Origin of the sequence: Mycobacterium tuberculosis complex sp. N0072 (assembly GCF_030323725.1) — a bacterium.
Taxonomy (GTDB): Bacteria; Actinomycetota; Actinomycetes; order Mycobacteriales; family Mycobacteriaceae; genus Mycobacterium; species Mycobacterium tuberculosis.
In genome coordinates this window covers 3,312,217-3,337,731 of sequence record NZ_CP040689.1, presented here as the reverse complement: position 1 = coordinate 3,337,731, position 25,515 = coordinate 3,312,217, and the positions used below count along the sequence as shown (strand labels likewise).

Below are 25,515 nucleotides of genomic sequence, written 5' to 3'. Positions count from 1 at the left end.
GGTGGCGTCGTTAAGCGATCGGCTCGATCGCGTCCTCGGCGCCACGGCAGCCGATGCCCTCGACGAGCAGTTCGGCATGCGGACCGTCGACGACCTGCTCCGCCACTACCCGCGCAGCTACGTCGAGGGCGCGGCGCGGGTGGGTATCGGTGACGCGCGACCGGAAGCTGGCGAGCACATCACCATCGTCGACGTGATCACCGATACGTATTCGTTTCCGATGAAAAAGAAGCCGAATCGGAAATGTCTGCGCATCACCGTCGGCGGCGGCCGCAACAAGGTGACGGCCACGTTCTTCAACGCGGACTACATCATGCGGGACCTCACCAAGCACACGAAGGTGATGCTCTCCGGGGAAGTCGGCTACTACAAGGGCGCGATGCAGCTCACGCATCCGGCGTTTCTCATCCTCGACTCGCCGGACGGGAAGAACCACGGCACCAGGTCGCTCAAAAGTATCGCTGATGCCTCCAAGGCCATCAGCGGTGAATTGGTCGTGGAGGAGTTCGAGCGTCGTTTCTTCCCGATCTATCCGGCCAGCACAAAAGTGCAGAGCTGGGACATCTTCAAATGCGTGCGGCAGGTGCTCGATGTTCTCGACCGGGTCGATGATCCGTTGCCCGCGGAACTACGCGCCAAGCACGGCCTGATCCCCGAGGACGAGGCACTGCGCGCCATTCACCTTGCCGAAAGCCAGTCGTTACGCGAGCGCGCCCGGGAACGCCTGACCTTCGACGAGGCCGTGGGTCTGCAGTGGGCGCTGGTGGCCCGACGGCACGGTGAACTGTCGGAATCCGGGCCCTCGGCGGCCTGGAAATCTAACGGTCTTGCCGCTGAGCTACTGCGGCGGTTGCCTTTTGAGCTGACGGCGGGACAGCGTGAGGTGCTCGACGTGTTGTCCGACGGGCTCGCGGCGAACCGCCCGCTGAATCGCCTGCTGCAAGGCGAAGTGGGCTCGGGCAAAACGATCGTTGCGGTGTTGGCGATGCTGCAGATGGTGGACGCGGGTTACCAGTGTGCCCTGCTGGCGCCAACGGAAGTCCTTGCCGCACAACACTTGCGATCGATCCGCGATGTCCTAGGGCCGCTGGCCATGGGCGGCCAACTGGGAGGCGCCGAAAACGCCACCCGGGTGGCACTGCTCACCGGTTCGATGACGGCAGGGCAGAAGAAGCAAGTTCGCGCCGAAATCGCCAGCGGTCAGGTCGGCATCGTCATCGGCACGCACGCGCTGCTGCAGGAGGCCGTCGACTTTCACAACCTGGGCATGGTGGTGGTCGACGAGCAACACCGGTTTGGTGTCGAGCAGCGAGATCAGTTGCGCGCCAAGGCCCCCGCCGGCATTACCCCGCACCTGCTGGTGATGACCGCGACGCCGATACCGCGCACGGTCGCGCTGACCGTCTATGGCGACCTGGAAACCTCTACGCTGCGCGAACTTCCGCTCGGGCGGCAGCCGATTGCCACCAACGTCATCTTTGTCAAGGACAAGCCCGCCTGGCTCGACCGCGCCTGGCGGCGCATCATCGAAGAGGCTGCCGCCGGCCGCCAGGCCTATGTGGTGGCGCCCCGCATCGATGAGTCCGACGACACCGACGTTCAAGGCGGCGTCCGACCATCGGCCACTGCCGAAGGCCTGTTCTCCCGGTTGCGTTCCGCCGAGCTCGCAGAGTTGCGGTTGGCGCTCATGCATGGACGGTTGTCGGCCGACGACAAGGACGCTGCGATGGCGGCTTTCCGGGCCGGTGAGGTCGATGTGCTGGTGTGCACCACGGTCATTGAGGTTGGCGTCGATGTCCCCAACGCTACGGTCATGCTGGTGATGGACGCCGACCGGTTCGGCATCAGCCAATTGCACCAGCTGCGCGGCCGCATCGGGCGCGGCGAACATCCCAGCGTGTGTCTGCTGGCCAGCTGGGTGCCGCCGGATACGCCGGCGGGTCAGCGGCTGCGTGCGGTCGCCGGGACAATGGACGGGTTCGCCCTCGCCGATCTGGATCTGAAGGAGCGCAAGGAGGGAGATGTGCTGGGCCGCAACCAATCCGGCAAGGCCATCACGCTGCGGTTGCTGTCATTGGCCGAACACGAGGAATACATAGTGGCCGCGCGGGACTTCTGCATCGAGGCTTACAAGAACCCCACAGACCCCGCATTGGCGCTGATGGCCGCGCGATTCACCAGCACCGACCGCATCGAATACTTAGATAAGTCATGAACCGCAGAACGCTACTGTGGCTGTCGGCGATCGCGGCGCTGGCGCTGGTGGTCGCGTATCAGACGCTGGGATCATCGGCGGGCAGGCACGCTGACGAGTTCGCCGCCCGCGCTGGCGTGCCAACCGTGCAACCCGGTGCCGACGTGCTCGCCGGCATCGCCGTGCTACCCAAACGGATCCACCGCTACGACTACCGCAGGTCCGCATTCGGTCACCCCTGGGACGATCGCAATGACGCGCCGGGAGGGCACAACGGGTGCGACACCCGCGACGACATCCTCGACCGGGATCTGGTCGACAAGACATATGTGTCGATCAAGCGGTGTCCGAATGCGGTGGCCACCGGCACCCTGCGCGATCCGTACACCAACACCACCGTTGCCTTCCAACGCGGCGCCAGTGTTGGCCAATCGGTCCAGATCGACCACATCGTTCCGCTCTCGTATGCCTGGGACATGGGCGCCTATCGGTGGCCGAACTCCGAGCGAATGCGCTTCGCCAACGATCCGGCCAACCTGCTGGCCGTGCAGGGGCAGGCAAATCAGGACAAGGGCGATTCGCCACCGGCCCAATGGATGCCACCCAACAAGGCCTTCGCCTGTCAGTACGCGATGCAATTCATCGCCGTGCTGCGCGGCTATTCACTGCCAGTGGATCAGCCATCGTCCGACGTACTGCGTCAGGCCGCGGCCACCTGCCCGACGGGCTAGTCCACGCGCCGACGGTGAATCTCACGACGTGACACGCCGAGGAGACGTCGCGCGGTTCACAGTCGGCGGCGTATCAGGTGCCGGCGTAGGTCAGTGGATCCTCGCGCACCCGGGTGCCGTCATTGAGCCCGCCCAATGCATCCATGTGTTCGGCCGCCAACTCGAAGTCGAAGACGTCGAAGTTGCTGGCGATGCGCTCGGGTCTGGCCGAGCGGACGACCACCGCATTGCCCAATTGCAGGTTCCACCGCAGCAGCACTTGTGCGGGCGTCTTGACGTATTCGCTGGCGATTGATGTGACGGTTGGGTTGTCCAGCAGCCTGCCGAGTGCCAGGGGGCAGTAGGACTGTGTGACGACGGTGTGCTGGGCGTTAGCTTTGCGCAGTTCGTCCTGGTTGAGCAGCGGGTGCAGCTCGATCTGGTTGACCGCCGGCGTGACGAATGTGAGGTCGATAAGGTTTTCGATGTGCTCCGCGGTGAAGTTGGACACGCCGATCGATCGGGCATGGCCCTCTCCGCGGGATTGAATCATGCCTCCCCAGGCGTCCACATACTTGCCCACCGGCGGGGCCGGCCAGTGAATTAGGTAAAGGTCGACGTAGTCGAGGCCGAGGCGGTCCAAACTGGCTCTACATGCTTCCTGGGAACGGGTGAAACCCTGGTCGGGGGTGGCTAGCTTGGTGGTGACGAACAGCTCTTCGCGGGCAACGCCGGAGGCTGCAATTGCGCGGCCGACCGCGGCCTCGTTGCCATAGGCGTAGGCGGTGTCGATCAGCCGGCAGCCAATTTCCAGCGCCGCGGACACCGCACGTTCGGTCTCGTCGTCCGACAATTCCGCGACGCCGAGGCCAAGCACCGGCATCGTATGCTCGCCGTTGAGGGTAATCGAGGGTGCGGCGGCGGCGCCCGACTCGCCAGTCACGTCATCTCACCTGCCTGTGAAATTGAAGGTTTTCGGATTCGGACCAAGCCGGGTTCCGTCATCGAGCGAGGGAAATCGAACGCGTCGAAGTTGCTCGCAATCCGCATTGGGTTCACCGACTTGGGGATCACGATATTACCGAGTTGGATATGCCACCTAATCAACACCTGGGCAGGTGCTGAGCCACAGCCTTCGGCGACGGCGGCGTAAGCCGCGAATAGTGCTGGTCGGCATTCAACACTTTGGTCACCACGTAGAGTTGGCCGTTGGGCACGCCGGACTCGCGGCACCTACCGCTTGCCCGGTGTCGGCCGGCAGGACCCGAAAGACATCCAGCCTGACGGCGCGGATCGAGTGTCCGTTGCTGCGCGTGACAGAGTTTTGTAGGGAGCAGCCCATGACCAAGAGTCTGCCAGGTGTGGCAGACCTCCGTCTCGGAGCAAACCACCCGCGCATGTGGACACGGCGTGTGCAGGGCACCGTCGTCAACGTCGGAGTCAAGGTCCTTCCGTGGATCCCGACGCCTGCCAAACGGATCCTGTCGGCCGGCCGATCGGTCATTATCGATGGCAATACGCTTGACCCCACCCTGCAGCTGATGTTGTCGACTTCGCGGATCTTCGGTGTCGACGGCCTGGCCGTAGACGACGACATCGTCGCCTCTCGCGCGCACATGCGCGCGATATGCGAGGCGATGCCCGGTCCGCAGATCCACGTCGACGTGACCGACCTGTCAATACCCGGACCAGCCGGTGAGATCCCGGCGCGGCACTACCGCCCCAGCGGCGGTGGCGCCACGCCGCTGCTGGTCTTTTACCACGGTGGCGGCTGGACGCTCGGGGACTTGGACACCCATGACGCGCTGTGCCGGTTGACCTGTCGCGACGCCGACATCCAGGTACTGTCGATCGACTACCGGTTGGCTCCCGAGCATCCGGCGCCGGCCGCGGTTGAAGATGCCTATGCGGCTTTTGTATGGGCCCATGAGCACGCTTCCGATGAGTTCGGTGCGCTCCCCGGGCGGGTCGCGGTGGGCGGGGACAGTGCGGGCGGCAACCTGTCGGCCGTGGTGTGTCAGTTGGCGCGCGACAAGGCTCGCTACGAGGGTGGGCCCACCCCGGTGCTGCAGTGGCTGCTGTATCCCAGGACCGATTTCACCGCACAGACTCGCTCAATGGGCCTGTTCGGCAATGGCTTCCTGCTGACCAAGCGGGACATCGATTGGTTCCACACGCAATACCTCAGGGATTCCGATGTCGATCCGGCGGATCCGCGGTTGTCGCCGTTGTTGGCCGAATCGCTGTCCGGGCTGGCGCCTGCTCTCATCGCGGTCGCCGGCTTCGACCCATTGCGCGACGAAGGAGAAAGCTATGCGAAGGCGCTGCGGGCTGCCGGGACTGCAGTGGACTTGCGGTATCTGGGTTCGCTGACGCATGGCTTCCTCAACCTGTTTCAGCTGGGGGGAGGCAGTGCTGCCGGGACCAACGAGCTGATCTCCGCGCTGCGCGCGCACCTTAGCCGGGTTTGAGTCGAGGCTGGCTTGCCGCCGGTACGCTAGAGGCGCCGTCGCCTGACCGCGGCCGCGACAAGCCGACAAATCGAGCACGTGAGGATCAGCGAAACTGTGGCCGACAAATCCAAACGCCCCCCGCGATTCGATCTGAAGTCCGCCGACGGCAGCTTCGGCCGGCTCGTCCAGATTGGTGGCACCACCATCGTCGTCGTTTTTGCCGTCGTCCTGGTCTTCTACATCGTGACGTCGCGCGACGACAAGAAGGACGGCGTCGCGGGCCCCGGCGATGCAGTACGGGTGACGTCGAGCAAGCTGGTCACCCAGCCCGGAACCAGCAACCCCAAGGCCGTGGTGTCCTTCTACGAGGATTTCCTGTGTCCGGCGTGCGGCATATTCGAGCGCGGTTTCGGGCCAACCGTGTCCAAGCTCGTGGACATCGGCGCTGTCGCGGCCGATTACACGATGGTGGCCATTCTCGATAGCGCCAGCAATCAACACTATTCGTCGCGAGCGGCTGCTGCGGCTTATTGCGTTGCCGACGAATCGATCGAGGCGTTCCGCCGCTTCCACGCCGCCTTGTTCAGCAAGGACATCCAGCCTGCCGAGCTCGGCAAGGATTTCCCCGACAACGCGCGGTTGATCGAACTTGCCCGCGAAGCCGGCGTCGTGGGCAAGGTGCCCGACTGCATCAACAGCGGCAAGTACATCGAAAAAGTCGACGGGCTGGCGGCGGCGGTCAACGTGCACGCGACCCCGACGGTCCGGGTCAATGGCACAGAGTACGAGTGGTCGACGCCGGCGGCGCTGGTCGCCAAGATCAAAGAAATTGTGGGTGATGTGCCGGGCATTGACTCGGCCGCTGCTACCGCGACATCCTGACGATTGTGGTGGCAGCTCGACCTGCCGAGCGATCCGGCGACCCGGCTGCGGTGCGGGTGCCGGTGCCTAGCGCGTGGTGGGTGCTGATCGGCGGTGTGATCGGGCTGTTCGCTTCGATGACGCTCACGGTGGAGAAGGTCAGGATTCTGCTCGATCCGATCTATGTGCCGTCATGCAATGTCAACCCGATAGTGTCGTGCGGCTCGGTGATGACCACACCGCAGGCGTCGTTGCTGGGCTTTCCCAACCCGCTTCTCGGCATTGCGGGCTTCACCGTGGTGGTGGTCACCGGGGTGCTGGCGGTGGCGAAAGTGCCGTTGCCCAGGTGGTATTGGATCGGCCTGGCGGTCGGGATCCTGGTTGGTGTGGCGTTCGTGCATTGGCTGATATTCCAGAGCCTGTACCGTATCGGTGCCCTGTGCCCATACTGCATGGTGGTCTGGGCGGTCATCGCCACACTGCTGGTGGTGGTCGCGTCCATCGTTTTCGGTCCGATGCGGGAAAACCGGGGAAGCCAGGAGCGCGTCGGGGCACGGCTGCTCTATCAATGGCGATGGTCGCTGGCCACGCTCTGGTTCACGACAGTATTCCTGCTGATCATGGTCCGCTTTTGGGACTATTGGTCGACGCTGATCTGAGACATCCGGATAAGGGAGCCACACGTGTTTTCCAAGGTGCTCGTCGCCAATCGCGGGGAGATCGCGATCCGGGCCTTTCGTGCCGCCTACGAACTGGGCGTCGGAACCGTGGCCGTTTATCCGTACGAGGACCGCAATTCGCAGCACCGTCTCAAGGCGGACGAGTCTTACCAGATCGGCGACATCGGTCACCCGGTGCATGCATACCTGTCGGTCGACGAGATCGTCGCGACGGCCCGTCGGGCGGGTGCCGACGCTATCTACCCTGGCTACGGGTTTCTATCGGAGAATCCGGATCTGGCTGCGGCATGCGCGGCGGCGGGCATCAGCTTCGTCGGTCCCAGCGCCGAAGTGCTTGAGCTGGCTGGGAATAAGTCTCGCGCCATCGCGGCGGCCCGCGAAGCCGGCTTGCCCGTGCTGATGTCCTCGGCGCCGTCGGCCTCGGTCGACGAACTGCTGTCGGTTGCGGCCGGCATGCCGTTTCCGTTGTTCGTCAAGGCAGTTGCCGGTGGCGGGGGCCGGGGTATGCGTCGTGTCGGCGATATCGCGGCGCTTCCGGAGGCGATCGAAGCCGCCAGCCGGGAAGCCGAGTCGGCGTTCGGGGACCCGACGGTCTATCTCGAGCAGGCAGTGATCAATCCACGCCACATCGAGGTGCAGATTCTGGCGGACAACCTCGGCGACGTGATCCATCTCTATGAGCGTGACTGCAGTGTGCAGCGTCGCCATCAGAAGGTCATCGAGCTGGCGCCCGCGCCGCACCTGGACGCCGAGTTGCGTTACAAGATGTGCGTCGATGCGGTCGCCTTCGCCCGCCATATCGGGTACAGCTGCGCGGGCACCGTCGAGTTCCTGCTGGACGAGCGAGGGGAGTATGTCTTCATCGAGATGAATCCGCGGGTTCAGGTGGAGCACACGGTGACCGAGGAGATTACCGACGTCGACCTGGTCGCCAGCCAGCTGCGCATTGCCGCCGGGGAGACGCTCGAACAATTGGGCCTGCGGCAGGAGGACATCGCACCGCATGGCGCCGCACTACAGTGCCGGATCACCACCGAGGATCCGGCCAACGGCTTCCGGCCGGACACGGGCCGGATCAGCGCGTTGCGCACCGCCGGCGGTGCCGGTGTCCGCCTGGACGGCAGCACCAACCTGGGCGCAGAAATCAGCCCGTACTTCGACTCCATGCTGGTCAAGCTGACCTGTCGGGGCCGTGACCTCCCTACCGCAGTGAGCCGTGCGCGCCGGGCGATCGCGGAGTTCCGGATCCGCGGGGTATCGACGAATATTCCGTTCCTGCAAGCGGTCCTGGATGACCCGGACTTCCGAGCGGGCCGGGTCACCACGTCCTTCATTGATGAGCGGCCGCAGCTGCTGACCGCGCGCGCCTCGGCCGACCGCGGCACCAAGATCCTTAACTTCCTGGCCGATGTCACCGTCAACAACCCGTATGGCTCGCGTCCGTCAACGATCTACCCGGACGACAAGCTGCCCGATCTTGATCTGCGGGCCGCACCACCGGCCGGGTCCAAGCAGCGACTAGTCAAGTTGGGGCCGGAAGGATTTGCTCGTTGGCTGCGGGAGTCGGCCGCGGTCGGGGTCACCGATACCACATTCCGGGATGCTCACCAGTCGTTACTGGCTACCCGAGTACGCACCAGCGGACTGTCGCGGGTGGCACCGTATCTCGCGCGGACCATGCCGCAGCTGTTGTCCGTGGAGTGTTGGGGCGGTGCGACTTACGATGTGGCGCTGCGCTTTCTCAAGGAGGATCCCTGGGAACGGCTGGCCACACTGCGTGCAGCAATGCCCAATATCTGCTTGCAGATGCTATTGCGGGGCCGCAATACCGTGGGCTACACGCCGTACCCGGAAATCGTGACGTCGGCGTTTGTGCAAGAAGCAACAGCCACCGGTATCGACATCTTTCGTATCTTCGACGCGCTCAACAACATCGAGTCGATGCGTCCGGCGATCGACGCAGTACGCGAAACAGGTTCTGCGATAGCAGAAGTCGCGATGTGCTACACGGGCGACCTTACCGATCCGGGTGAACAGCTGTACACGCTGGACTACTACCTGAAACTGGCTGAGCAGATCGTGGACGCCGGCGCCCATGTGCTGGCGATCAAGGATATGGCTGGACTGTTGCGCCCGCCGGCCGCTCAAAGGTTGGTCAGCGCCCTGCGCAGTCGCTTCGACCTGCCCGTTCACCTGCACACCCACGACACACCGGGTGGCCAGCTCGCCAGCTATGTGGCCGCTTGGCACGCCGGGGCCGATGCCGTCGACGGCGCCGCCGCGCCGCTGGCGGGAACGACCAGCCAGCCCGCGCTGAGCTCGATCGTTGCTGCCGCTGCCCACACCGAGTACGACACCGGCCTGTCGCTTTCGGCGGTGTGCGCCCTGGAGCCGTACTGGGAGGCGTTACGAAAAGTGTATGCGCCGTTCGAGTCTGGGTTGCCGGGGCCGACGGGGCGGGTTTATCACCACGAGATTCCGGGCGGCCAACTGTCCAATCTGCGCCAGCAAGCAATTGCTCTTGGTCTGGGAGATCGATTCGAAGAGATCGAAGAGGCCTACGCGGGCGCCGACCGAGTGTTGGGCAGGCTGGTTAAGGTCACGCCAACGTCCAAGGTGGTCGGCGATCTGGCGCTGGCACTGGTCGGCGCCGGTGTCAGTGCAGACGAATTCGCCTCCGATCCAGCGCGATTTGGCATCCCGGAATCGGTACTCGGATTTCTGCGGGGCGAGCTGGGTGATCCGCCCGGCGGGTGGCCCGAACCGCTGCGCACTGCGGCGCTGGCCGGTCGCGGGGCGGCCAGGCCCACTGCGCAATTGGCGGCGGACGACGAGATTGCCCTATCGTCGGTCGGAGCCAAGCGTCAGGCCACCCTGAACAGGCTGTTATTTCCCAGTCCAACAAAGGAATTCAATGAGCACCGGGAAGCCTACGGCGACACGTCGCAATTGTCGGCCAACCAGTTCTTCTATGGTCTGCGCCAAGGTGAAGAGCATCGGGTGAAGCTGGAGCGTGGGGTGGAGCTGTTGATCGGGCTGGAGGCCATTTCCGAACCCGACGAACGCGGCATGCGAACGGTGATGTGCATCCTCAACGGGCAGCTGCGGCCGGTGCTAGTGCGCGACCGCAGCATTGCCAGTGCCGTTCCGGCCGCCGAGAAGGCCGACCGCGGCAATCCCGGACACATCGCCGCGCCATTTGCCGGAGTCGTCACGGTCGGGGTGTGCGTCGGCGAGCGGGTCGGCGCCGGCCAAACCATCGCCACCATCGAGGCGATGAAGATGGAAGCCCCGATCACCGCCCCGGTTGCCGGCACCGTGGAGCGGGTGGCGGTGTCGGACACCGCCCAGGTGGAGGGCGGAGACCTGTTGGTGGTGGTGAGCTGACCGCCCCGGCGACGATGCAGTGGGGGTACCGCCTGCTTGCGGGGGACGAAGCGATGAGGTGGGGGTACCGCCCGCTTGCGGAGGAGCGGCGCAGATGAGCACCGCCGGCGACGATGCAGTGGGGGTACCGCCCGCTTGCGGGGGACGAAGCGATGAGGTGGGGGTACCGCCCGCTTGCGAGGGAGAGCGGCGCACTTGACCCGGATCATCGGCGGTGTCGCCGGAGGCCGGCGCATTGCCGTCCCACCACGCGGAACCAGACCTACCACCGATCGGGTGCGCGAGTCGCTATTCAACATCGTGACTGCGCGGCGGGATCTGACCGGTCTGGCGGTGTTGGACCTCTATGCGGGTTCCGGCGCCCTGGGGCTGGAGGCGTTGTCGCGGGGAGCGGCGTCCGTGCTGTTCGTGGAGTCCGACCAGCGCAGCGCGGCCGTCATTGCGCGCAACATCGAGGCCCTAGGTCTCTCCGGTGCGACGCTGCGCCGGGGCGCGGTGGCGGCCGTCGTGGCGGCCGGGACCACGTCCCCGGTGGATCTGGTGTTGGCCGACCCGCCCTACAACGTCGACTCCGCCGACGTTGACGCCATCCTGGCCGCACTGGGCACCAACGGCTGGACGCGCGAGGGAACCGTAGCGGTGGTGGAGCGTGCGACCACGTGCGCGCCGTTGACGTGGCCGGAGGGCTGGCGCCGATGGCCCCAGCGTGTTTACGGCGACACCCGTTTGGAACTGGCCGAACGGCTTTTTGCCAACGTGTAGCGTCATCGGTCATGACCGCCGGCGACGATGCGGTGGGGGCCGTGCCCGCTTGCGGGGGACGCAGCGATGAGGAGGAGCGGCGCAGATGACGGGCGCGGTATGCCCAGGGTCATTTGACCCGGTGACGTTAGGCCACGTCGACATTTTCGAACGCGCCGCAGCCCAATTCGACGAGGTGGTGGTTGCCATCCTGGTCAACCCTGCAAAGACGGGCATGTTCGACCTCGACGAGCGGATCGCGATGGTCAAGGAGTCGACAACGCACCTGCCCAATCTGCGCGTGCAGGTCGGGCATGGCTTGGTGGTCGACTTTGTCAGGTCTTGCGGGATGACCGCGATCGTGAAGGGGCTGCGCACCGGCACCGACTTCGAATACGAGCTGCAGATGGCGCAAATGAACAAACACATTGCCGGTGTGGACACCTTTTTCGTCGCGACCGCGCCACGGTATTCGTTCGTGTCGTCCTCACTGGCCAAAGAAGTCGCGATGCTGGGCGGTGACGTGTCCGAGTTGCTGCCCGAACCGGTGAATCGCCGGCTGCGGGACAGGCTCAACACCGAACGGACCTAGCTCCTTTGCGGGACTAGGTCCGATCGTGTGAGGCCTTCGCCGACTAGCTGGGGTCAAAGCACTCGTAGAACGTCTGGGTTGCGTAGTCGTAGCAGGTGTAGGTGCCCCACTCGGGTTGGTGGGTCGGGGCGGCATTGGCGGTGCCGGTAGCGGCTCCGAAGGCCGCCAGTCCGATCGCCGAGGCTAGCAGAGACATGCCGGCGAGGGCGCGGATACGGGCAGTGAACATTGGGTACCTCTCTGTCGCGTTGTGGCTGAATGTTGGTTTGCCGGCGGTGGCCACAAGTCAAGATTGACCGCGGCCGCTTGGCGTATCCTTGCGACGTTCTTGGGACCGACTTGCCTAGCGCGGGCTCGGTGGCGGACGGCGTTTCCTTCGACGAAAGGCGCGTTGCACCATTCGCACCGGCCCAGTGGGACTGGCGTGAACGTTCTTCGAAAGCGATATTGGATGCGCTAGGTGCGAAAATTGTCCTAATTCGGGGCCGCGCTGAGCAGACCCACCGGTCCTGTCTACACTCCGCTCCTTTGACCGCACCTGCCGCAGGCCAGGTCTTCGGGGTTCTTCCACAGTGCAAAGCGGGTGTCCCTTGAGCTTGCGTACTCGCTCATGAGCTGGCCGCGCCGGGGCGTTTTTGGCGGGCCGACCCCGGCCCCACGTGGGCTCGCTACGTGACAGCGCCCACCCGGACAGTTCACGTTGACCGGGTGAGGCCAAACGGCGCCGAGCGTGCACTGGGGGCGAGATTCGGGCCAGCCGATTTTCCGCCCTCAGTTCACGCTGGGCGACGGCGCCGAAACGGCCAGTCGACGCCGTGACCATCATGGGCACCAAGAAGTTGACCGCAACGCGCGCAGTCACCCATGTCAGAAGACGATGGTCTGGTTGTGATGCACGATGACGCGGTCTTGGCAGTGCCAGAGCACGGCGCGGGAAAGCACTGCGCGTTCGACGTCGGCGCCGACACGCACCAGATCATCGACGGTGTGGGTGTGGTCGACACGAACGACGTCTTGTTCGATGATGGGCCCCTCGTCGAGAACTTCGGTCACGTAGTGGGCGGTCGCGCCGATCAGTTTGACGCCGCGTTCTCGTGCGCGCTGGTACGGGGCCGCGCCGGTGAAGGCTGGAAGGAACGAATGGTGAATGTTGATCAGCGGGCAGCCGATCGCCTCCAAGAACCCCGGGCTGAGTATCTGCATGTAGCGTGCCAGCACTACTAAATCCACATTGCCGCTTAGCAACTGAAGCTGACGCTGTTCGGCTTCCGTACGAGTGTCGCGAGTGGCGGGAATATGTATGAATGGCACACCGAACGGGCGTACGTGCGCGGCCAGGTCAGGATGATTGGCAATCACCATGACAACCGACATTTCTAGCTCGCCGCGACGGTTGCGCCACAACAAGTCCAGCAAGCAGTGGTCCTCTGTCGATGCCATGATTGCGACCCGCTTAGGCTTGGCTGCTTCGGCAAATCGGTAGTCGATGCCGAACTTGTCCGCCACAGTGCTGCCGAAGTCGCGCTGCAGTTCGTCGACGGCGGCCGTGAGACCGGGCAGGTGAAAGATTGCGCGCTGCAAGAACGTTCCGCCCTCCGGCGCGGTGGAGTGCTGGTCCAGAGAAATGATGTTGGCGCCGGCCCGGGCCAGGAAGGTGCTCACCGCGGCGATGATTCCAGGGCGGTCGTGGCACCGAAGCAGTAACCGGCCAATATCGGCCGGCGGCGGTGGACCGCCAGGCGGTGGCGGATAATCCGGCTCGTTCGGCGTTGCGTGCGCGGTCATGCTCCCTTTGCCCATGGGTGGAATACCCGCAGGCCAGGATACCGCCGCCGGTGGCCTTTTCGGCGCCGACTGATCGGCGTGGTGGCGCTAGTGGCCGAGGTGATCGTCGTGGCGGTCATGGTGGTCATGCGGGGCATCCGGTGAGCCGCCCATCATGCGTAGCATCGGGAGACCGCCCGATGTGATGAATCGGACCACCAAGGCCGCCGCGATCACCAGAAAGATGACGTTGAGCCAGGTGGTGTAGTTCCACGATATTTCTGCGGTCATGACCGTAGCGCTGCGCTGGCTCGGGATGAGATTCGTTGTACCGAAGAGAAGTTCGATGAGATAGCCAGCGACGACCATCGATGCGTAGAAGGTGCCGAGCAGCACCAGCATCATCCTGGCGCCATAGTATTTACGGTAGATATTCAGGATCGGCAGTATCAGTAGGTCGGCGAAGATGAACGCGATGACCCCGCCGAAGCTGATGCCTCCGTTCCACAGCACCGCGGCAAGTGGCACGTTGCCGATCGAGCAAACAAACGAAACGATGGCCACGATGGGTCCTATGATCGGACCCCAGACCGCCGACCAGGCCGGATGATTGGCTAAAAAGAAGCTCTGCCAGAACGATTCGGGTACCCATGCCGCGATAGCACCGGCGATCAGCAGCCCGAGAATGAGGTCGCGCAGGATCGCCAACCACTCCATCACGAACACATGGGCGATGGAGGTAAATCCCGGTGGGGAAAGGAGTCGTCGCCAAAATGAGCCTTCCCGCTTGATGGACATGTCCATGGCGGCATGGCCTTCCATCGAGCCTGCGAGTCCCCGTTCGGCCTGTTCCCGGGCGGCGTCGATGAGCCGGGCGCCGACGAACAACCGGAACAACACGGCCAGGACAAGGATCATTATTGGACCGCCAACGAACTCGGCGGCGGTGAACTGCCAGCCCATCAGCAGGGCCAGGATGATGCCCAACTCCACCACGAGGTTGGTGGAACCGATCTCGAACGCCATAGCGGCAGTGAAGTTGGCCCCTTTGCGGAATAGTGACCGAGCCAAAGCCACCGCGGCATACGAGCACGACGACGAGGCCGCGCCCAGGCCGGTGGCGATTACCAGGGTGCGCGGCCGATCGTCGCCGAGCAGCGTGACGATCGTGGAGCGGCGCACCACGGCTTGAACCACCGCCGACAGCGCGAAGCCCAGGATCAGCGCCCACAGGATTTCCCAGGTCATCGACGCGGTCAGCGCCAGTGCGTGCCCGATCGCTCCCAGCACTGCTGCCGTCACTCGGTCCTCCACTTTGGTTGAGGTCACGCTCTGCCCTCCACCATATACCACCCGGGGGTATAGTCACCGGGGTGGGCAACGACCGCGCAGTGGTGCCGCTAAACGTATCGCCGCCCCACTCTTGCCGAGGTTTTCCCCGAGTGCGCGTGTCGTGCGTGTACGCTACGGCGTCGAGGTGGGGCGGGCCACCGGTTGCTAGCGAGGTGAGAGGGGACGCGGCCATCAGCACGACACCGGACGCCGCACCTGGGCTTGCCGCACGCAGGCGCCGGATCCTTTTCGTCGCGGAAGCAGTGACCCTGGCTCACGTCGTCCGGCCATTCGCGCTTGCGCAGTCGCTGGACCCTAGTCGTTATGAAGTGCACTTCGCCTGCGACCCGCGCTACAACCAGCTTCTAGGTCCGCTCCCTTTCCGTCACCATGCGATTCACACCATCCCCAGCGAGCGGTTTTTCGGCAATCTGACTCAGGGTCGTTTCTATGCCATGCGGACGCTGCGGAAGTACGTTGAGGCGGACCTGCGGGTCCTGGATGAGATCGCGCCGGACCTCGTCGTCGGTGACCTTCGCATTTCACTGTCGGTCAGCGCCCGACTGGCCGGCATTCCTTACATCGCGATCGCGAATGCCTACTGGAGTCCGTACGCGCAGCGGCGTTTTCCGCTGCCCGACGTGATATGGACCCGCTTGTTCGGCGTCAGGTTGGTCAAGCTCCTCTACCGCCTGGAACGCCCTTTGCTCTTCGCCCTGCAGTGCATGCCGCTCAACTGGGTCCGCCGCAGGCACGGGCTGTCGAGTCTGGGGTGGAACCTGTGCCGCATTTTCACCGACGGGGACCACACCCTGTATGCCGACGTGCCCGAGCTGATGCCCACCTACGACTTGCCGGCCAACCACGAGTACCTTGGCCCGGTCCTGTGGTCGCCCGCCGGGAAGCCGCCGACATGGTGGGATTCGCTGCCAACCGACCGGCCGATCGTGTACGCAACCCTGGGCACGTCCGGCGGGAGAAATCTGTTGTAACTGGTGTTGAACGCGTTGGCTGAGTTGCCGGTGACGGTGATCGCGGCCACCGCGGGCCGCAGTGACCTGAAGACCGTGCCGGCCAACGCCTTCGTGGCGGACTACCTGCCGGGTGAGGCCGCTGCGGCTCGCTCGGCCGTGGTGGTCTGCAATGGCGGGAGTTTGACGACCCAGCAGGCCTTGGTGGCCGGGGTGCCGGTGATCGGGGTCGCGGGCAATCTCGATCAGCACTTGAATATGGAGGCCGTTGAGCGGGCCGGGGCGGGCGTGCTGCTGCGAACTGAGTGGCTGAAGAGTCAGCGGGTGGCAGGGGCCGTGATGCAGGTGATCAGTCGGTCCGAGTACCGACAAGCCGCCGCGCGACTCGCCGATGCCTTCGGACGAGACCGCGTTGGATTCCCGCAGCATGTGGAGAATGCTCTGCGCCTCATGCCGGAGAACCGGCCCCGGACATGGTTGGCCAGCTAGTTACTTCGACCTGAAAAAGTGACGGCGACTAAGTGAGTCGTTTGTGGGCGAATGCCGCCGGACTGTTGGTGGGGCAGAGCTTCGTGCTCTGGGAGCCGGGTCATGCTGCGAGGCTGCTGATCTTGATGAGGTTGTGGGTGAGGATGCCGTGCCTGGTCCAGATCCGGGTTCCTTCGGTGCCGTCGATGCAGGAGCGGTTCCAACCGTAGTTTCGTTTGAGGGTGCTGATGCGGCCTTCGCTGCCGGTGCGCCACTTGACTGTTCGTCGGAACGATGGCCGTTGTTCTTCGGCGCGCCGGGCCTGGGAGGGTCTGCCTTTACGCGGTATCGCGACCGTACGTACACCGAGGTCGTGCAGGTCATCTTCGACGCGTTTCTCGCCGTAGCCGCGGTCGGCGGTGACGGTGCCGGGCGGGCGTCCGGCGCGTGTGGTGATCCGTTCGACCGCGGGCGCTAGCTGCGGCGCGTCATGCGGATTGCCGTGCTCCACGGTGTGATCCAGGACGATGCCATCGTCGTTGTCGACGATCTGGGGCTTGTGCCCGAACTCGACCGGCCCCGGCCTTCTGCCGTGGGGAGGAACGCCACGGCGGTAGTGTCACTACCCGTGGTTGCGCTGTCACCGCGAGCAGGACAAGCTGGCTACCTTTGGCAGTCCATAACCCGCGGTTTGAGGGTAACCCCAATCTGTTGCTACCATCCGCCGTGCGGTGGCGGTGTCCAGAAGATGCTCAGCCGCAAGCTGGGTCGCGTATGCCCGGCACCGAGCCCCAAGGATGCGGCGCGCGGAGCTCACAACGTGGGCGCGAACGCGGTCTAACGAATTGCCGTAGCCATGTATTGAGTCCGCTTCGACCTCATCAGTTCTCTTAAAGAGGCTTGCTAAATGACCAACATTCGACTGACTACGGTTTCGCAGTGAGGAGATGATGGAATGGGGCTAGTGTGGCGCAGTCGGACTAGTCTTGTAGGGCAACTGATCGGACTAGTCAGGTTAGTGGCGAGTTTTGCGGCCCAGTTATTCTACCGGCCGAGCGACGCAGTGGCGGAAGAATACCACAAGTGGTACTACGGCAACTTAGTGTGGACGAAGACCACTTATATGGGGATCAATTGCTGGAAATCCGTCAGCGATATGTGGAATTACCAGGAGATCCTGAGCGAGTTGCAACCATCCCTCGTCATCGAGTTCGGCACCCGCTACGGCGGCTCGGCGGTGTATTTTGCCAACATCATGAGGCAGATCGGCCAGCCATTCAAGGTACTTACCGTGGACAACTCACACAAAGCCCTCGATCCAAGAGCCCGGCGCGAACCAGATGTTTTGTTCGTTGAATCGTCATCCACCGACCCGGCGATTGCCGAACAAATTCAACGCCTCAAAAACGAATACCCTGGCAAGATCTTCGCCATCTTAGATAGCGACCACTCGATGAATCATGTGCTGGCCGAGATGAAATTACTACGGCCGCTACTCTCCGCCGGTGACTACCTAGTAGTCGAGGATTCCAACATCAACGGCCACCCAGTCCTGCCCGGGTTTGGGCCTGGACCCTATGAAGCGATCGAGGCATATGAGGATGAATTTCCAAACGATTACAAGCATGATGCGGAGCGGGAGAACAAATTCGGCTGGACTTCCGCGCCCAACGGATTTCTGATCCGCAACTAGCGGTCGGTGTGAGAAATAGCTCGACGCATTGCATTTTGGGGGATTGCATTTTTGGGAGGTTGCCTGCGGGTACGGGCTGCCTCGAGATTAGGGGGCGAGTATGGAGGAAACAAGCGTCGCCGGCGACCCGGGACCGGACGCTGGGACGAGCACGGCGCCCAACGCCGCACCGGAGCCTGTCGCTCGCAGGCAACGGATCCTGTTTGTAGGGGAGGCCGCGACCCTGGCCCACGTCGTCCGGCCGTTCGTGTTGGCGCGGTCGCTGGACCCGAGTCGTTATGAGGTCCACTTTGCCTGCGACCCGCGGTTCAATAAGCTTTTGGGCCCGCTCCCGTTCCCACATCACCCGATTCACACCGTCCCCAGCGAGGAGGTTCTCCTTAAAATCGCTCAGGGCCGCCTCTTCTACAACACGCGGACGTTGCGCAAATACATCGCGGCTGACAGGAAGATCCTGAACGAGATCGCACCGGACGTAGTCGTCGGTGACAACCGTCTTTCGCTCTCGGTCAGCGCCCGACTAGCCGGCATTCCGTACATCGCCATCGCGAACGCCTACTGGAGTCCTCAGGCCCGCCGTCGGTTTCCGCTGCCAGACGTGCCGTGGACCCGCTTCTTCGGGGTCAGGCCGGTCAGCATCCTGTACCGCCTGTACCGTCCGTTGATCTTTGCCCTCTATTGTCTCCCGCTCAACTGGCTCCGCCGGAAGCACGGGCTGTCGAGTCTGGGCTGGGATTTGTGCCGCATTTTCACCGACGGTGACTACACCCTGTATGCCGACGTACCCGAGCTGGTGCCGACATACAACCTGCCGGCCAACCATCGATATCTCGGACCCGTCCTGTGGTCGCCCGACGTAAAACCGCCGACTTGGTGGCACTCGCTGCCGACAGACCGGCCGATTATTTATGCGACCCTCGGCAGTTCCGGCGGAAAGAACCTGTTGCAGGTGGTTTTGAACGCCCTGGCCGATTTACCCGTGACGGTGATCGCGGCCACCGCTGGCCGGAACCACCTGAAGAACGTGCCGGCCAACGCCTTCGTCGCGGACTACCTGCCGGGCGAAGCGGCTGCAGCGCGCTCCGCCGTGGTGCTCTGCAACGGCGGCAGCCCGACGACGCAGCAGGCGTTGGCGGCCGGGGTGCCGGTGATCGGGCTCCCCAGCAACATGGACCAGCACTTGAACATGGAGGCCCTTGAGCGGGCCGGCGCCGGCGTTCTCCTGCGAACCGAGCGGCTCAACACTGAAGGCGTGGCGGCAGCCGTAAAGCAGGTGCTCAGTGGGGCCGAGTTCCGACAAGCCGCCCGGCGGCTTGCCGAAGCCTTCGGACCAGACTTTGCCGGATTCCCGCAGCACATCGAAAGTGCGCTGCGGCTCGTCTGCTAAAGGGTGCCCACGATATCGCCGGCTAGCCAACGGATGTCCGGTCGAGCACCTGATTCGGGAGCGTGTCGCAGTTCAAAACGCTGAAGTACCGCAACGACTCTCCTGAACGGTTCGATTCGATCGAACACGCCCGCACCTGGCCAGGCCACATGGGCGCGGCCATGGCCAACGCCTACTCGGCCAACCCGAATCCATTCGGCGTCTCACCGCAACCCCCGAAACCGGCGACCGCGGCATGGATCAACCCGCCCACCCCAGATCCGAAATAGCGTCCACATAATGAGACACTGGCGCAAAGAGCTTGACAGGCGCCGCACCACGCAAGCTGTTAGACGTGTCGGTCTTGCAAGAGGCGGGTTGGCCACCCAAGATCACGCCGCCCAAGGGCATCGAGTCAACGTTGCGGTGGTATCGCGCTAACGTCGGCGCCGCCAAGAAATGACGGTGCGCATTACCATGGCCCTGCTGATCACCTTTGGCCACCTGCGCACCAGAACTATGACCAGCCTTATGCCGAGTCTCGTGGACATCGGCAGCCGCTTCAAAAACTCCTTGTCGACGATCGTATTGCTGAGCCCGCCGAATTCGTTGTAGCTTGCAACGACCACGTGCATGTAGCGGGTGACGAGCGCTGGGTTGGAAAAGCAGCGAATATTGAAGTCCCAGTCGGCCAGGACCCGGTAGCGGAGGTTGTAGGGACCGATGGTGCCGAAGAGTCCGCGGCGGTAGAAGATCGCCTGATGGCAGATGTTGCGCTTGAACAACAGACGGTCGAGGTCGAAGGCGCCACCCCAGCGGAAATTGGTTGAGCGCATGATCACGTCGCCATATACCAGATCGCTGGGCTCGTGTTCGCCAATGAAGGCGGCCACCCGCGCCAGGGTGTCAGCCTCGTACAGGCTGTCGTCCGCGCCCAGAAAGAGCAACCACGTTCCGGTGGCCAGGTCCACGCCGCGGTTCATGGCGTCGTAGACGCCCTGGTCGGTGTCGCGATGAATGATCAACCGCTCGCCGAGGTTGGGGGCGAAAATGTTGGCGATGTCGAGGGTTTCGTCCGTCGAGCCGCCGTCGACCAGTACCAGCTCGAAGTCACCGCAGGTCTGACGGGCGATGCTGTCGAGGCAGGCAGGCAATACCGCAGCCACGTTCAAGGTGGGGATGATGATCGAAAACATTGGTGCGGCCATGGCGACTTTCTTTGTGTTAGCTGCGGTCAAGCCGGCGTATCGTTTCGTCTGCACCATCTTCGACCCAGGCGATCTGCGCGGACCTCTGGTGCCCGGTCTGGTGCCGGGCCTCGCGAAGCGATTCCAATCAATCGTCCTCGCGGAAAAAGATGCCGTCGGCCTGCAACATTCGACCATTATTTGCATCAATGAAACAAGGCAGCAATCCCGTCAACGTGAAGCCCAAGGAATACACGAGATCGAGGGCTTCAGGAATGAGCATGCCACCTTCGTACAACGGCAGGAAGGACAGTTCGAGTTGCATGCCGACGCAATGGTCATCTATGGTTGATTTGCCCCCGGCGAGCACCTGCTTTTCAAAGCCTTGAACGTCGACCTTGAGAAAAGCGACACCGTTCATGCCTAGAAATTCTGGCGCCACGGAATCAAGTCGATGTATGGACGCCTCTTGGGTACCGACATAGTTTGCCGGGGGAAAAGCGTTCTGATGACTTTTCAGCATGGGCAAGACGGAACTTCTCTGACCGGCGTTTCCTGCGATATTGATCGTAACCGTTCCATCAGAATCGCCCAACGCATGCTGCCGGCAATCCCAAAGTGGATCCGTTGACGCTTTGCTTTCCAAGATCGTAAACGGTCCGGATAGCGGTTCGAACGAGACAATGCGGCCCTTATATGCTGCTCGGCGGAGGCCGGCGGCGTATTGTCCTGAGTTGGCGCCGACATCGAAAACGACATCTACCCGACGCGATTTGAGTTGCTTCACAAACTGGTGCTTCAGGTCTCGCTCAGAATAGCGGCGCGAAACCTCGAAGGCGGCGCTACGCGCGATGAAACGAGCGAGTTTCAACGATTTCACTGTGCAACACTAACACGCTAAATACTCCGCCCCGGGGGATAGTTTGGGTCGCGCAACATTGTAGTGGGTCTGCGGACCCGAGGTTCGGTCACAACGCCAGGCGCTGCTGACGATTGGACCTGGTGCAGTTCCAAGATGTGCGCCTGATGCGGGTGGTAGTGTGCAGACGGCTTGGGCCGGCGAAGGGCCAGCGGCGTTGGCGCCCTTTGGATCTGGGCACCGCTGGTTGTTTCGAGAACCTCGGAGCTCAACGGCCGACCTACCGGATGCGGGCGATCCGGATGTTAGAGTGCGCCATGCCAAACCGCCTCGTTCGAAGCCTGCAACGCTGGCGGCCGTTTGGCTTGCCCCCCCATCGGTGGCGGCTGGCCCCCTGGTATTGGCGCGGCCTCCAGGTCACCCTTGAGCCGGGGTCGGCCATCGCGTGGATCGTTCGGTTGACCGGCGGGTTCGAGGAGACCGAGATCGACATCGCGGCGGCGCTCTATTCCGCGCTCTACCCAGACCGCTGCATCCTCGACGTCGGAGCCAACGTCGGCATACACAGCCTGGCCTGGGCGAGGTTAGCCCCGGTGGTAGCCCTGGAGCCGGCGCCGGGCACCCATTCGCGGTTGGAGGCCAACGTGGCCGCCAACGGCCTGCAAGACCGCATCCGCACGCTGCGGACGGCCGCCGGGGACGCGGTCGGCGAGGTCGACTTTTTCGTGGCGGCCGACAGCGCCTTCAGTTCGCTAAACGACACGGGACGAATTCGGATTCGCGAGCGGACACGGGTGCCGTGTACCACGCTGGACGCGCTCGCCGCCGAGCTGCCCCTCCCGGTGGGTCTGCTGAAGATCGACGTTGAGGGCCTCGAGCGCGCGGTCATCGCGGGCGCCGCGGAGCTTCTGCGGCGCGATCGCCCGGTCCTGCTGGTGGAGATCTACGGGGGCGCCGCCTCTAATCCGGACCCGGAACGGACCATTGCGGACATCCGCGCGTACGGTTACGAACCGTTCGTCTACGCCGACGATGCGGGGCTGCAGCCCTACCAACGGCACCGCGACGACCGGTACTGCTACTTCTTTATTCCGAGCCGGAAGGGATAGCTGGCGCCGGCTGCCGCTCTCTACCTCGAGTGCTTGCCCCGGGCGTTTGCGCTGCTGGGTGGCGGTGGCGTCCAGGGCCAAGCGGGCGTGGGCTCGAGGAGGTCGATACGCTGGGGCCGCAGACGTGTCAGCAGCTCGATAGCCATCGGCGAGCGTTTCTCCTCGGCGAGGTGCGCTATCCTCGCCTGATGCGACTCCCCGGCATGTTGCGCCCGACTGCGGAACGGCATTTTCACAGCATCTTTTACCTTCGGCACAACGCCCGCCGTCAGGAGCACCTGGCCACGCTGGGGCTCGACCTCGGCAACAAGAGCGTGCTGGAGGTTGGTGCCGGGATCGGCGATCACACGCAGTTCTTCCTCGACCGCGGGTGCAAGGTGCTCTGCACCGAGCCCCGGGGGGAGAATCTGGATGTCATTCGCCAACGCTTCGGGTCCAATCCCAATGTCACAGTCGACCACCTAGATCTCGACGGCGATCTCCCAGCAGAAGCGCACCAATACGACGTGGTGTACTGCTATGGAGTGCTCTACCACCTCTCCCGTCCTGCCGAGGCGCTGGCGTGGATGTGTGACCGCGCAGTGGACCTTCTGCTGCTGGAGACATGCGTGAGCTATTCCGGCGAAGACGAGCCTTTTCTGGTTAGTGAGAGGGCTTCCTCGCCGAGCCAGGCGATAACCGGCACGGGGTGTCGGCCTTCGCGCGTGTGGGTGATGAACCGACTGAGGGAGAAGATGCCGCACGTATATGTGACCGCTACGCAGCCCCGGCACCGGCAGTTTCCACTGGATTGGCGGGCGAACGGACCGATAGCTTCCACAGGTTTGGCTCGTGCGGTGTTTGTCGCTTCGCGGGCTCCGCTGAACCTGCCGACCCTGGTCGAGGAGCTTCCGATGGTGCAGCGCCGGTGCTGAAGCCCACATGTGAACGTGGGTTGTCGTCAGGAGTTTGATTCTCGGCGGCAAAGGCCCAGATCTGGGAGAACCGGATTGGGCTAATGTGCCCATGGCATAGCTAATCTTGCTGGCGGCCGGGGTGGAGATGTTAGCTCAGCCTGGTCGTTCCCATGACCACGCCGGCGCCCGGGAGGCGCGCCAACAACGCATCGCCCATCGCCGCTGCGGGAGTGAGCACCCCCCGCAGCTCGGCGAGCCGATCGCGATCGAGCGCCAGCGCCAGACCACTCTGCGCGAGCAACACCGCGGTCGACTTGTACGCGTCGACGTTGTGCGCGAAAGTCGCCCTGTAGCGGGCACCGGTCGTCGTGGTGGTGTACGTCTCGAAGGTGTAATGGCCCCGCTCTTGCGTTTTCCGGCTCGGACCGGTGCCTGGCTTTGGCGTGACGCGCTCCACTAATCGTCGGGGTAGTCGGTCGAAATACTTATTCCCCAACCCGATGGTGCCGGTGACGGCTGCGGCGAGAATCGGCGCCGCCATCGACTTTCCCAGACTCATTGTTTCCGAGTAGCGGAACCGCCGGCCATAAGCCCACTCCTGTAATGCGTTGCTACGCCGAACGATTCGAGTGTTAAACGGAGCCTGCACAAACCCGCCGGTCCAGAAGCCGGCAAGTTCGGGCGCCAGATCACGTCCTGGACGCCGAAGAAAATCCGGCTGCGCACCAAGTTCGGGTTCGGCGCCCCGGTCCGTGGTCAGCGTGTACGGGTCGGTGACGAGCCGACGGGCCTCGGGGTCGCTGGATGCCGTGCGCATTGCTTCGGAATACGTTGCTACCGAGCCGCCGGAGACCCAGCGTTGCGAGAATGAACGCAGCACGAGGTCGGTGTCACACAGTTCACCGGTGCCGTCCTCGACGGACCGACGGTACAGCTGATACACGTTCAAATCCGAAGGGATCGAATCGAATCCGCACGCCAGGATTATCCGGGCGCCCGTGTCGGCGGCTTGTTTGTGGTACAGATCGATGCTGTTTCGGCAGAACATCAACTCGCCAGTCAGGTCGGCATAGTCGGTTCCGGCCTTCGCGCAGGCCGCCACCAGCGGCAGGCCGTAACGCGTGTAGGGGCCGACCGTGGTCAGCACCACCTGGGCCCGCGCGGCCATCGCCTCGAGCGTCAAGGGTTGGGATGCGTCGGCGAGGATCAGCGGCCAGTCCGCTGCGTTCGGGCCCAACATCATCCGCACGCCCCGCAGCCGTTCGCTTGACCGACCGGCCAATGCGATCCGTGCTGTTGACCCGCTGTGAGCGAGGTGTTCGGCGGTCAGCTTGCCGGAGAAGCCGGTGGCGCCATATAGAACGATGTCGAACTCGCGCTCAGCTGGGCTCATCCGGGCGACATTACCCGAAACTGGCTCAGTCCTTGGTGAAGCAGTACATCCGGTACGAGAGTTCCCCGCCTTCCAGGTAGCGGGACAGCTGCGTGCCCTGCACACCGATGAATTCGCGGCCCGCGAAACGCAGGAAGGCCGGCAAATGGCGGTCGACCAGGTCCCGTGACTTCTGTGAATTGTTTCCGATGCCGCGCAGCACTTCGGCGTTGATTTGCCGCTGCGACAGTTGCCGCAGCGGGGTAGCAGCGAGGTCGGCCTCCCATGCGGCGATCTCATTGTTGGGGCGCAGGTCGGCGTATGGGAAGTACCCTCCTGGGCGCAGCACGCGAACCACCTCGGCGAGGAAACGCCGAAAGTGCGGGTAACAGTGCGAGGCTTCGACATTGAGCACAACATCGAAGGATTCGTCGTCGAAGGGCAGGTTTTCGGCGTCACCTCGCACGAAGTCCAAACCAGGCAGCCGGTGTCGTTTCTTGCACAACTTGATTCCCGCCTGGTTCAAGTCCAGGCCGGTGTAGGAGGCCGGGTGCAACGTGCGTGTGAGGTAAGAGGCTCCGCCGCCGTGTCCGCAACTGACCTCCAGCACCTGCTTGCCGCCCAGATCGACCTGGGTCGCGGTGCGGTGGTACAGGTTGATGTGGGCTCGGTTGGGCTCGTCGGATGCCTCCAGTGGCAGGTCCATCGGCGGATCTTCCTCATAGGCCCAGTTGATGAACACGATTTCGTCGTTACCGAGTCCGCGCGTCATCAACGGGTACCAGTACCGCCAAACTCTCTTGTAGGTCGAGGTACTGCCCGCGCGGGCGAGGAGGCTGTGGGTTCGACTGAAGGCCATGGGCAAGGAGTATGGCAGACA

Annotated in this window: 22 protein-coding genes and 5 pseudogenes; 16 read left to right on the top strand and 11 right to left on the bottom strand. The window is 63.6% G+C overall.

What is annotated here, in order from left to right; genetic code table 11:
• Position 1 precedes the first annotated feature (1 nt).
• Positions 2–2,215, top strand: coding sequence for an ATP-dependent DNA helicase RecG (gene recG / locus FF952_RS15690; RefSeq protein ID WP_003415026.1), 2,214 nt, complete (start codon positions 2–4; stop codon positions 2,213–2,215).
• Entirely contained in the window at positions 2,212–2,925 is a 714-nt protein-coding gene (locus FF952_RS15685) for an HNH endonuclease family protein (RefSeq protein WP_003415024.1), read from the top strand. The genes recG and FF952_RS15685 overlap by 4 nt, the downstream gene beginning before the upstream one ends.
• 73 nt (positions 2,926–2,998) lie before the next feature.
• On the opposite strand, the gene FF952_RS15680 is transcribed toward FF952_RS15685, so the two are convergent.
• Both FF952_RS15680 and FF952_RS15675 read right to left on the bottom strand, forming a co-directional pair.
• Complete coding sequence (locus tag FF952_RS15680) at positions 2,999–3,847, bottom strand: aldo/keto reductase (RefSeq protein ID WP_003904970.1); 849 nt, start codon at positions 3,845–3,847, stop codon at positions 2,999–3,001.
• Positions 3,848–3,853: 6 nt separating this feature from the next.
• A pseudogene (locus tag FF952_RS15675) lies at positions 3,854–4,047 on the bottom strand (aldo/keto reductase); the annotation flags it as partial.
• A 197-nt stretch (positions 4,048–4,244) separates the two neighbouring features.
• Here FF952_RS15675 and lipN point away from each other — a divergent pair.
• From lipN to coaD, 7 genes and pseudogenes are all read left to right on the top strand, one after another.
• A complete protein-coding gene (gene lipN, locus FF952_RS15670) occupies positions 4,245–5,375 on the top strand; it encodes a lipase/esterase LipN (protein ID WP_003415015.1) in 1,131 nt (376 codons plus the stop codon).
• A 96-nt stretch (positions 5,376–5,471) separates the two neighbouring features.
• Positions 5,472–6,239, top strand: coding sequence for a mycothiol-dependent reductase (locus FF952_RS15665; protein ID WP_003415010.1), 768 nt, complete (start codon positions 5,472–5,474; stop codon positions 6,237–6,239).
• Between the two features lie 5 nt (positions 6,240–6,244).
• Positions 6,245–6,877, top strand: coding sequence for a vitamin K epoxide reductase family protein (locus FF952_RS15660; protein ID WP_003415007.1), 633 nt, complete (start codon positions 6,245–6,247; stop codon positions 6,875–6,877).
• 24 nt (positions 6,878–6,901) lie between these two features.
• Positions 6,902–10,285 carry a pyruvate carboxylase gene (locus tag FF952_RS15655; protein WP_003415003.1) on the top strand — a complete coding sequence of 1,128 codons (3,384 nt, stop codon included), beginning with the start codon at positions 6,902–6,904 and terminating at the stop codon, positions 10,283–10,285.
• 94 nt (positions 10,286–10,379) lie between these two features.
• A pseudogene (locus tag FF952_RS21010) lies at positions 10,380–10,482 on the top strand (hypothetical protein); the annotation flags it as partial.
• Positions 10,481–11,047 (top strand): 16S rRNA (guanine(966)-N(2))-methyltransferase RsmD, encoded by a 567-nt coding sequence (gene rsmD / locus FF952_RS15650; RefSeq protein WP_003415001.1) that lies wholly within the window; start codon positions 10,481–10,483, stop codon positions 11,045–11,047. The pseudogene FF952_RS21010 and the gene rsmD, both read left to right, overlap by 2 nt.
• Before the next feature lie 85 nt (positions 11,048–11,132).
• The gene (gene coaD, locus FF952_RS15645) at positions 11,133–11,618 is read left to right on the top strand and encodes a pantetheine-phosphate adenylyltransferase (protein ID WP_003414998.1); all 486 of its coding nucleotides are present in this window, start codon (positions 11,133–11,135) and stop codon (positions 11,616–11,618) included.
• Between the two features lie 43 nt (positions 11,619–11,661).
• Here coaD and FF952_RS15640 read toward each other — a convergent pair whose 3' ends face one another.
• From FF952_RS15640 to FF952_RS15630, 4 genes and pseudogenes are all read right to left on the bottom strand, one after another.
• The gene (locus FF952_RS15640; RefSeq protein ID WP_003414994.1) at positions 11,662–11,847 is read right to left on the bottom strand and encodes a hypothetical protein; all 186 of its coding nucleotides are present in this window, start codon (positions 11,845–11,847) and stop codon (positions 11,662–11,664) included.
• 320 nt (positions 11,848–12,167) lie between these two features.
• A pseudogene (locus FF952_RS21005) lies at positions 12,168–12,300 on the bottom strand (ISL3-like element ISAar34 family transposase); the annotation flags it as partial.
• 185 nt (positions 12,301–12,485) lie between these two features.
• Complete coding sequence (gene purU / locus FF952_RS15635; RefSeq protein ID WP_003899559.1) at positions 12,486–13,418, bottom strand: formyltetrahydrofolate deformylase; 933 nt, start codon at positions 13,416–13,418, stop codon at positions 12,486–12,488.
• A 72-nt stretch (positions 13,419–13,490) separates the two neighbouring features.
• Complete coding sequence (locus tag FF952_RS15630; RefSeq protein WP_003414924.1) at positions 13,491–14,711, bottom strand: permease; 1,221 nt, start codon at positions 14,709–14,711, stop codon at positions 13,491–13,493.
• 113 nt (positions 14,712–14,824) lie between these two features.
• Between FF952_RS15630 and FF952_RS15625 the strand changes: the two are divergent.
• Positions 14,825–16,174 (top strand): annotated as a pseudogene (locus tag FF952_RS15625) (PGL/p-HBAD biosynthesis rhamnosyltransferase).
• 100 nt (positions 16,175–16,274) lie between these two features.
• On the opposite strand, the pseudogene FF952_RS15620 reads toward FF952_RS15625, so the two are convergent.
• Positions 16,275–16,745: pseudogene (locus FF952_RS15620) on the bottom strand (transposase); the annotation flags it as partial.
• On the opposite strand from FF952_RS15620, the gene FF952_RS15615 reads away from it, so the two are divergent.
• From FF952_RS15615 to FF952_RS15600, 4 genes are all read left to right on the top strand, one after another.
• Entirely contained in the window at positions 16,746–16,994 is a 249-nt protein-coding gene (locus FF952_RS15615) for a hypothetical protein (protein ID WP_003899558.1), read from the top strand.
• Positions 16,995–17,108: 114 nt separating this feature from the next.
• Entirely contained in the window at positions 17,109–17,846 is a 738-nt protein-coding gene (locus FF952_RS15610; RefSeq protein ID WP_003414919.1) for a rhamnosyl O-methyltransferase, read from the top strand.
• Between the two features lie 100 nt (positions 17,847–17,946).
• A complete protein-coding gene (locus FF952_RS15605) occupies positions 17,947–19,233 on the top strand; it encodes a PGL/p-HBAD biosynthesis glycosyltransferase (protein WP_003899557.1) in 1,287 nt (428 codons plus the stop codon).
• Between the two features lie 62 nt (positions 19,234–19,295).
• Positions 19,296–19,502, top strand: coding sequence for a hypothetical protein (locus FF952_RS15600; protein WP_003901502.1), 207 nt, complete (start codon positions 19,296–19,298; stop codon positions 19,500–19,502).
• A gap of 147 nt (positions 19,503–19,649) precedes the next feature.
• Here FF952_RS15600 and FF952_RS15595 read toward each other — a convergent pair whose 3' ends face one another.
• Both FF952_RS15595 and FF952_RS15590 read right to left on the bottom strand, forming a co-directional pair.
• Positions 19,650–20,477: a PGL/p-HBAD biosynthesis glycosyltransferase gene (locus FF952_RS15595; protein WP_003414909.1), complete on the bottom strand. Its 828-nt coding sequence runs from the start codon at positions 20,475–20,477 to the stop codon at positions 19,650–19,652.
• A gap of 70 nt (positions 20,478–20,547) precedes the next feature.
• Positions 20,548–21,279, bottom strand: a complete 732-nt coding sequence (locus tag FF952_RS15590; protein ID WP_003904968.1) for a [alpha-L-fucopyranosyl-(1->3)-alpha-L-rhamnopyranosyl-(1->3)-2-O-methyl-alpha-L-rhamnopyranosyl] dimycocerosyl phenol-phthiocerol 2'''-O-methyltransferase — start codon at positions 21,277–21,279, stop codon at positions 20,548–20,550.
• A gap of 122 nt (positions 21,280–21,401) precedes the next feature.
• On the opposite strand from FF952_RS15590, the gene FF952_RS15585 reads away from it, so the two are divergent.
• Together FF952_RS15585 and FF952_RS15580 are read left to right on the top strand one after the other, a co-directional pair.
• Positions 21,402–22,367: a [2-O-methyl-alpha-L-fucopyranosyl-(1->3)-alpha-L-rhamnopyranosyl-(1->3)-2-O-methyl-alpha-L-rhamnopyranosyl] dimycocerosyl phenol-phthiocerol 4'''-O-methyltransferase gene (locus FF952_RS15585; protein ID WP_003904130.1), complete on the top strand. Its 966-nt coding sequence runs from the start codon at positions 21,402–21,404 to the stop codon at positions 22,365–22,367.
• Positions 22,368–22,555: 188 nt separating this feature from the next.
• The gene (locus FF952_RS15580) at positions 22,556–23,281 is read left to right on the top strand and encodes a [2,4-di-O-methyl-alpha-L-fucopyranosyl-(1->3)-alpha-L-rhamnopyranosyl-(1->3)-2-O-methyl-alpha-L-rhamnopyranosyl] dimycocerosyl phenol-phthiocerol 3'''-O-methyltransferase (protein WP_003414905.1); all 726 of its coding nucleotides are present in this window, start codon (positions 22,556–22,558) and stop codon (positions 23,279–23,281) included.
• A 130-nt stretch (positions 23,282–23,411) separates the two neighbouring features.
• Here the strand turns inward: FF952_RS15580 and FF952_RS15575 are convergent, their stop codons facing one another.
• Complete coding sequence (locus FF952_RS15575; RefSeq protein ID WP_003904129.1) at positions 23,412–24,656, bottom strand: trans-acting enoyl reductase; 1,245 nt, start codon at positions 24,654–24,656, stop codon at positions 23,412–23,414.
• 25 nt (positions 24,657–24,681) lie between these two features.
• Positions 24,682–25,494, bottom strand: a complete 813-nt coding sequence (locus FF952_RS15570; RefSeq protein WP_003414900.1) for a phthiotriol/phenolphthiotriol dimycocerosates methyltransferase — start codon at positions 25,492–25,494, stop codon at positions 24,682–24,684.
• Positions 25,495–25,515 lie beyond the last annotated feature (21 nt).

Coding starts and splice junctions, on each gene's coding strand:
- lipN (WP_003415015.1), top strand. CDS start 4,245: ATGACCAAGAGTCTGCCAGGTGTGGCAGACCTCCGTCTCGGAGCAAAC.
- purU (WP_003899559.1), bottom strand. CDS start 13,418: ATGGGCAAAGGGAGCATGACCGCGCACGCAACGCCGAACGAGCCGGAT.
- FF952_RS15595 (WP_003414909.1), bottom strand. CDS start 20,477: ATGGTGCAGACGAAACGATACGCCGGCTTGACCGCAGCTAACACAAAG.
- coaD (WP_003414998.1), top strand. CDS start 11,133: ATGACGGGCGCGGTATGCCCAGGGTCATTTGACCCGGTGACGTTAGGC.
- FF952_RS15575 (WP_003904129.1), bottom strand. CDS start 24,656: ATGAGCCCAGCTGAGCGCGAGTTCGACATCGTTCTATATGGCGCCACC.
- FF952_RS15610 (WP_003414919.1), top strand. CDS start 17,109: ATGGGGCTAGTGTGGCGCAGTCGGACTAGTCTTGTAGGGCAACTGATC.
- FF952_RS15580 (WP_003414905.1), top strand. CDS start 22,556: ATGCGACTCCCCGGCATGTTGCGCCCGACTGCGGAACGGCATTTTCAC.
- FF952_RS15605 (WP_003899557.1), top strand. CDS start 17,947: ATGGAGGAAACAAGCGTCGCCGGCGACCCGGGACCGGACGCTGGGACG.
- FF952_RS15570 (WP_003414900.1), bottom strand. CDS start 25,494: ATGGCCTTCAGTCGAACCCACAGCCTCCTCGCCCGCGCGGGCAGTACC.
- FF952_RS15685 (WP_003415024.1), top strand. CDS start 2,212: ATGAACCGCAGAACGCTACTGTGGCTGTCGGCGATCGCGGCGCTGGCG.
- FF952_RS15640 (WP_003414994.1), bottom strand. CDS start 11,847: ATGTTCACTGCCCGTATCCGCGCCCTCGCCGGCATGTCTCTGCTAGCC.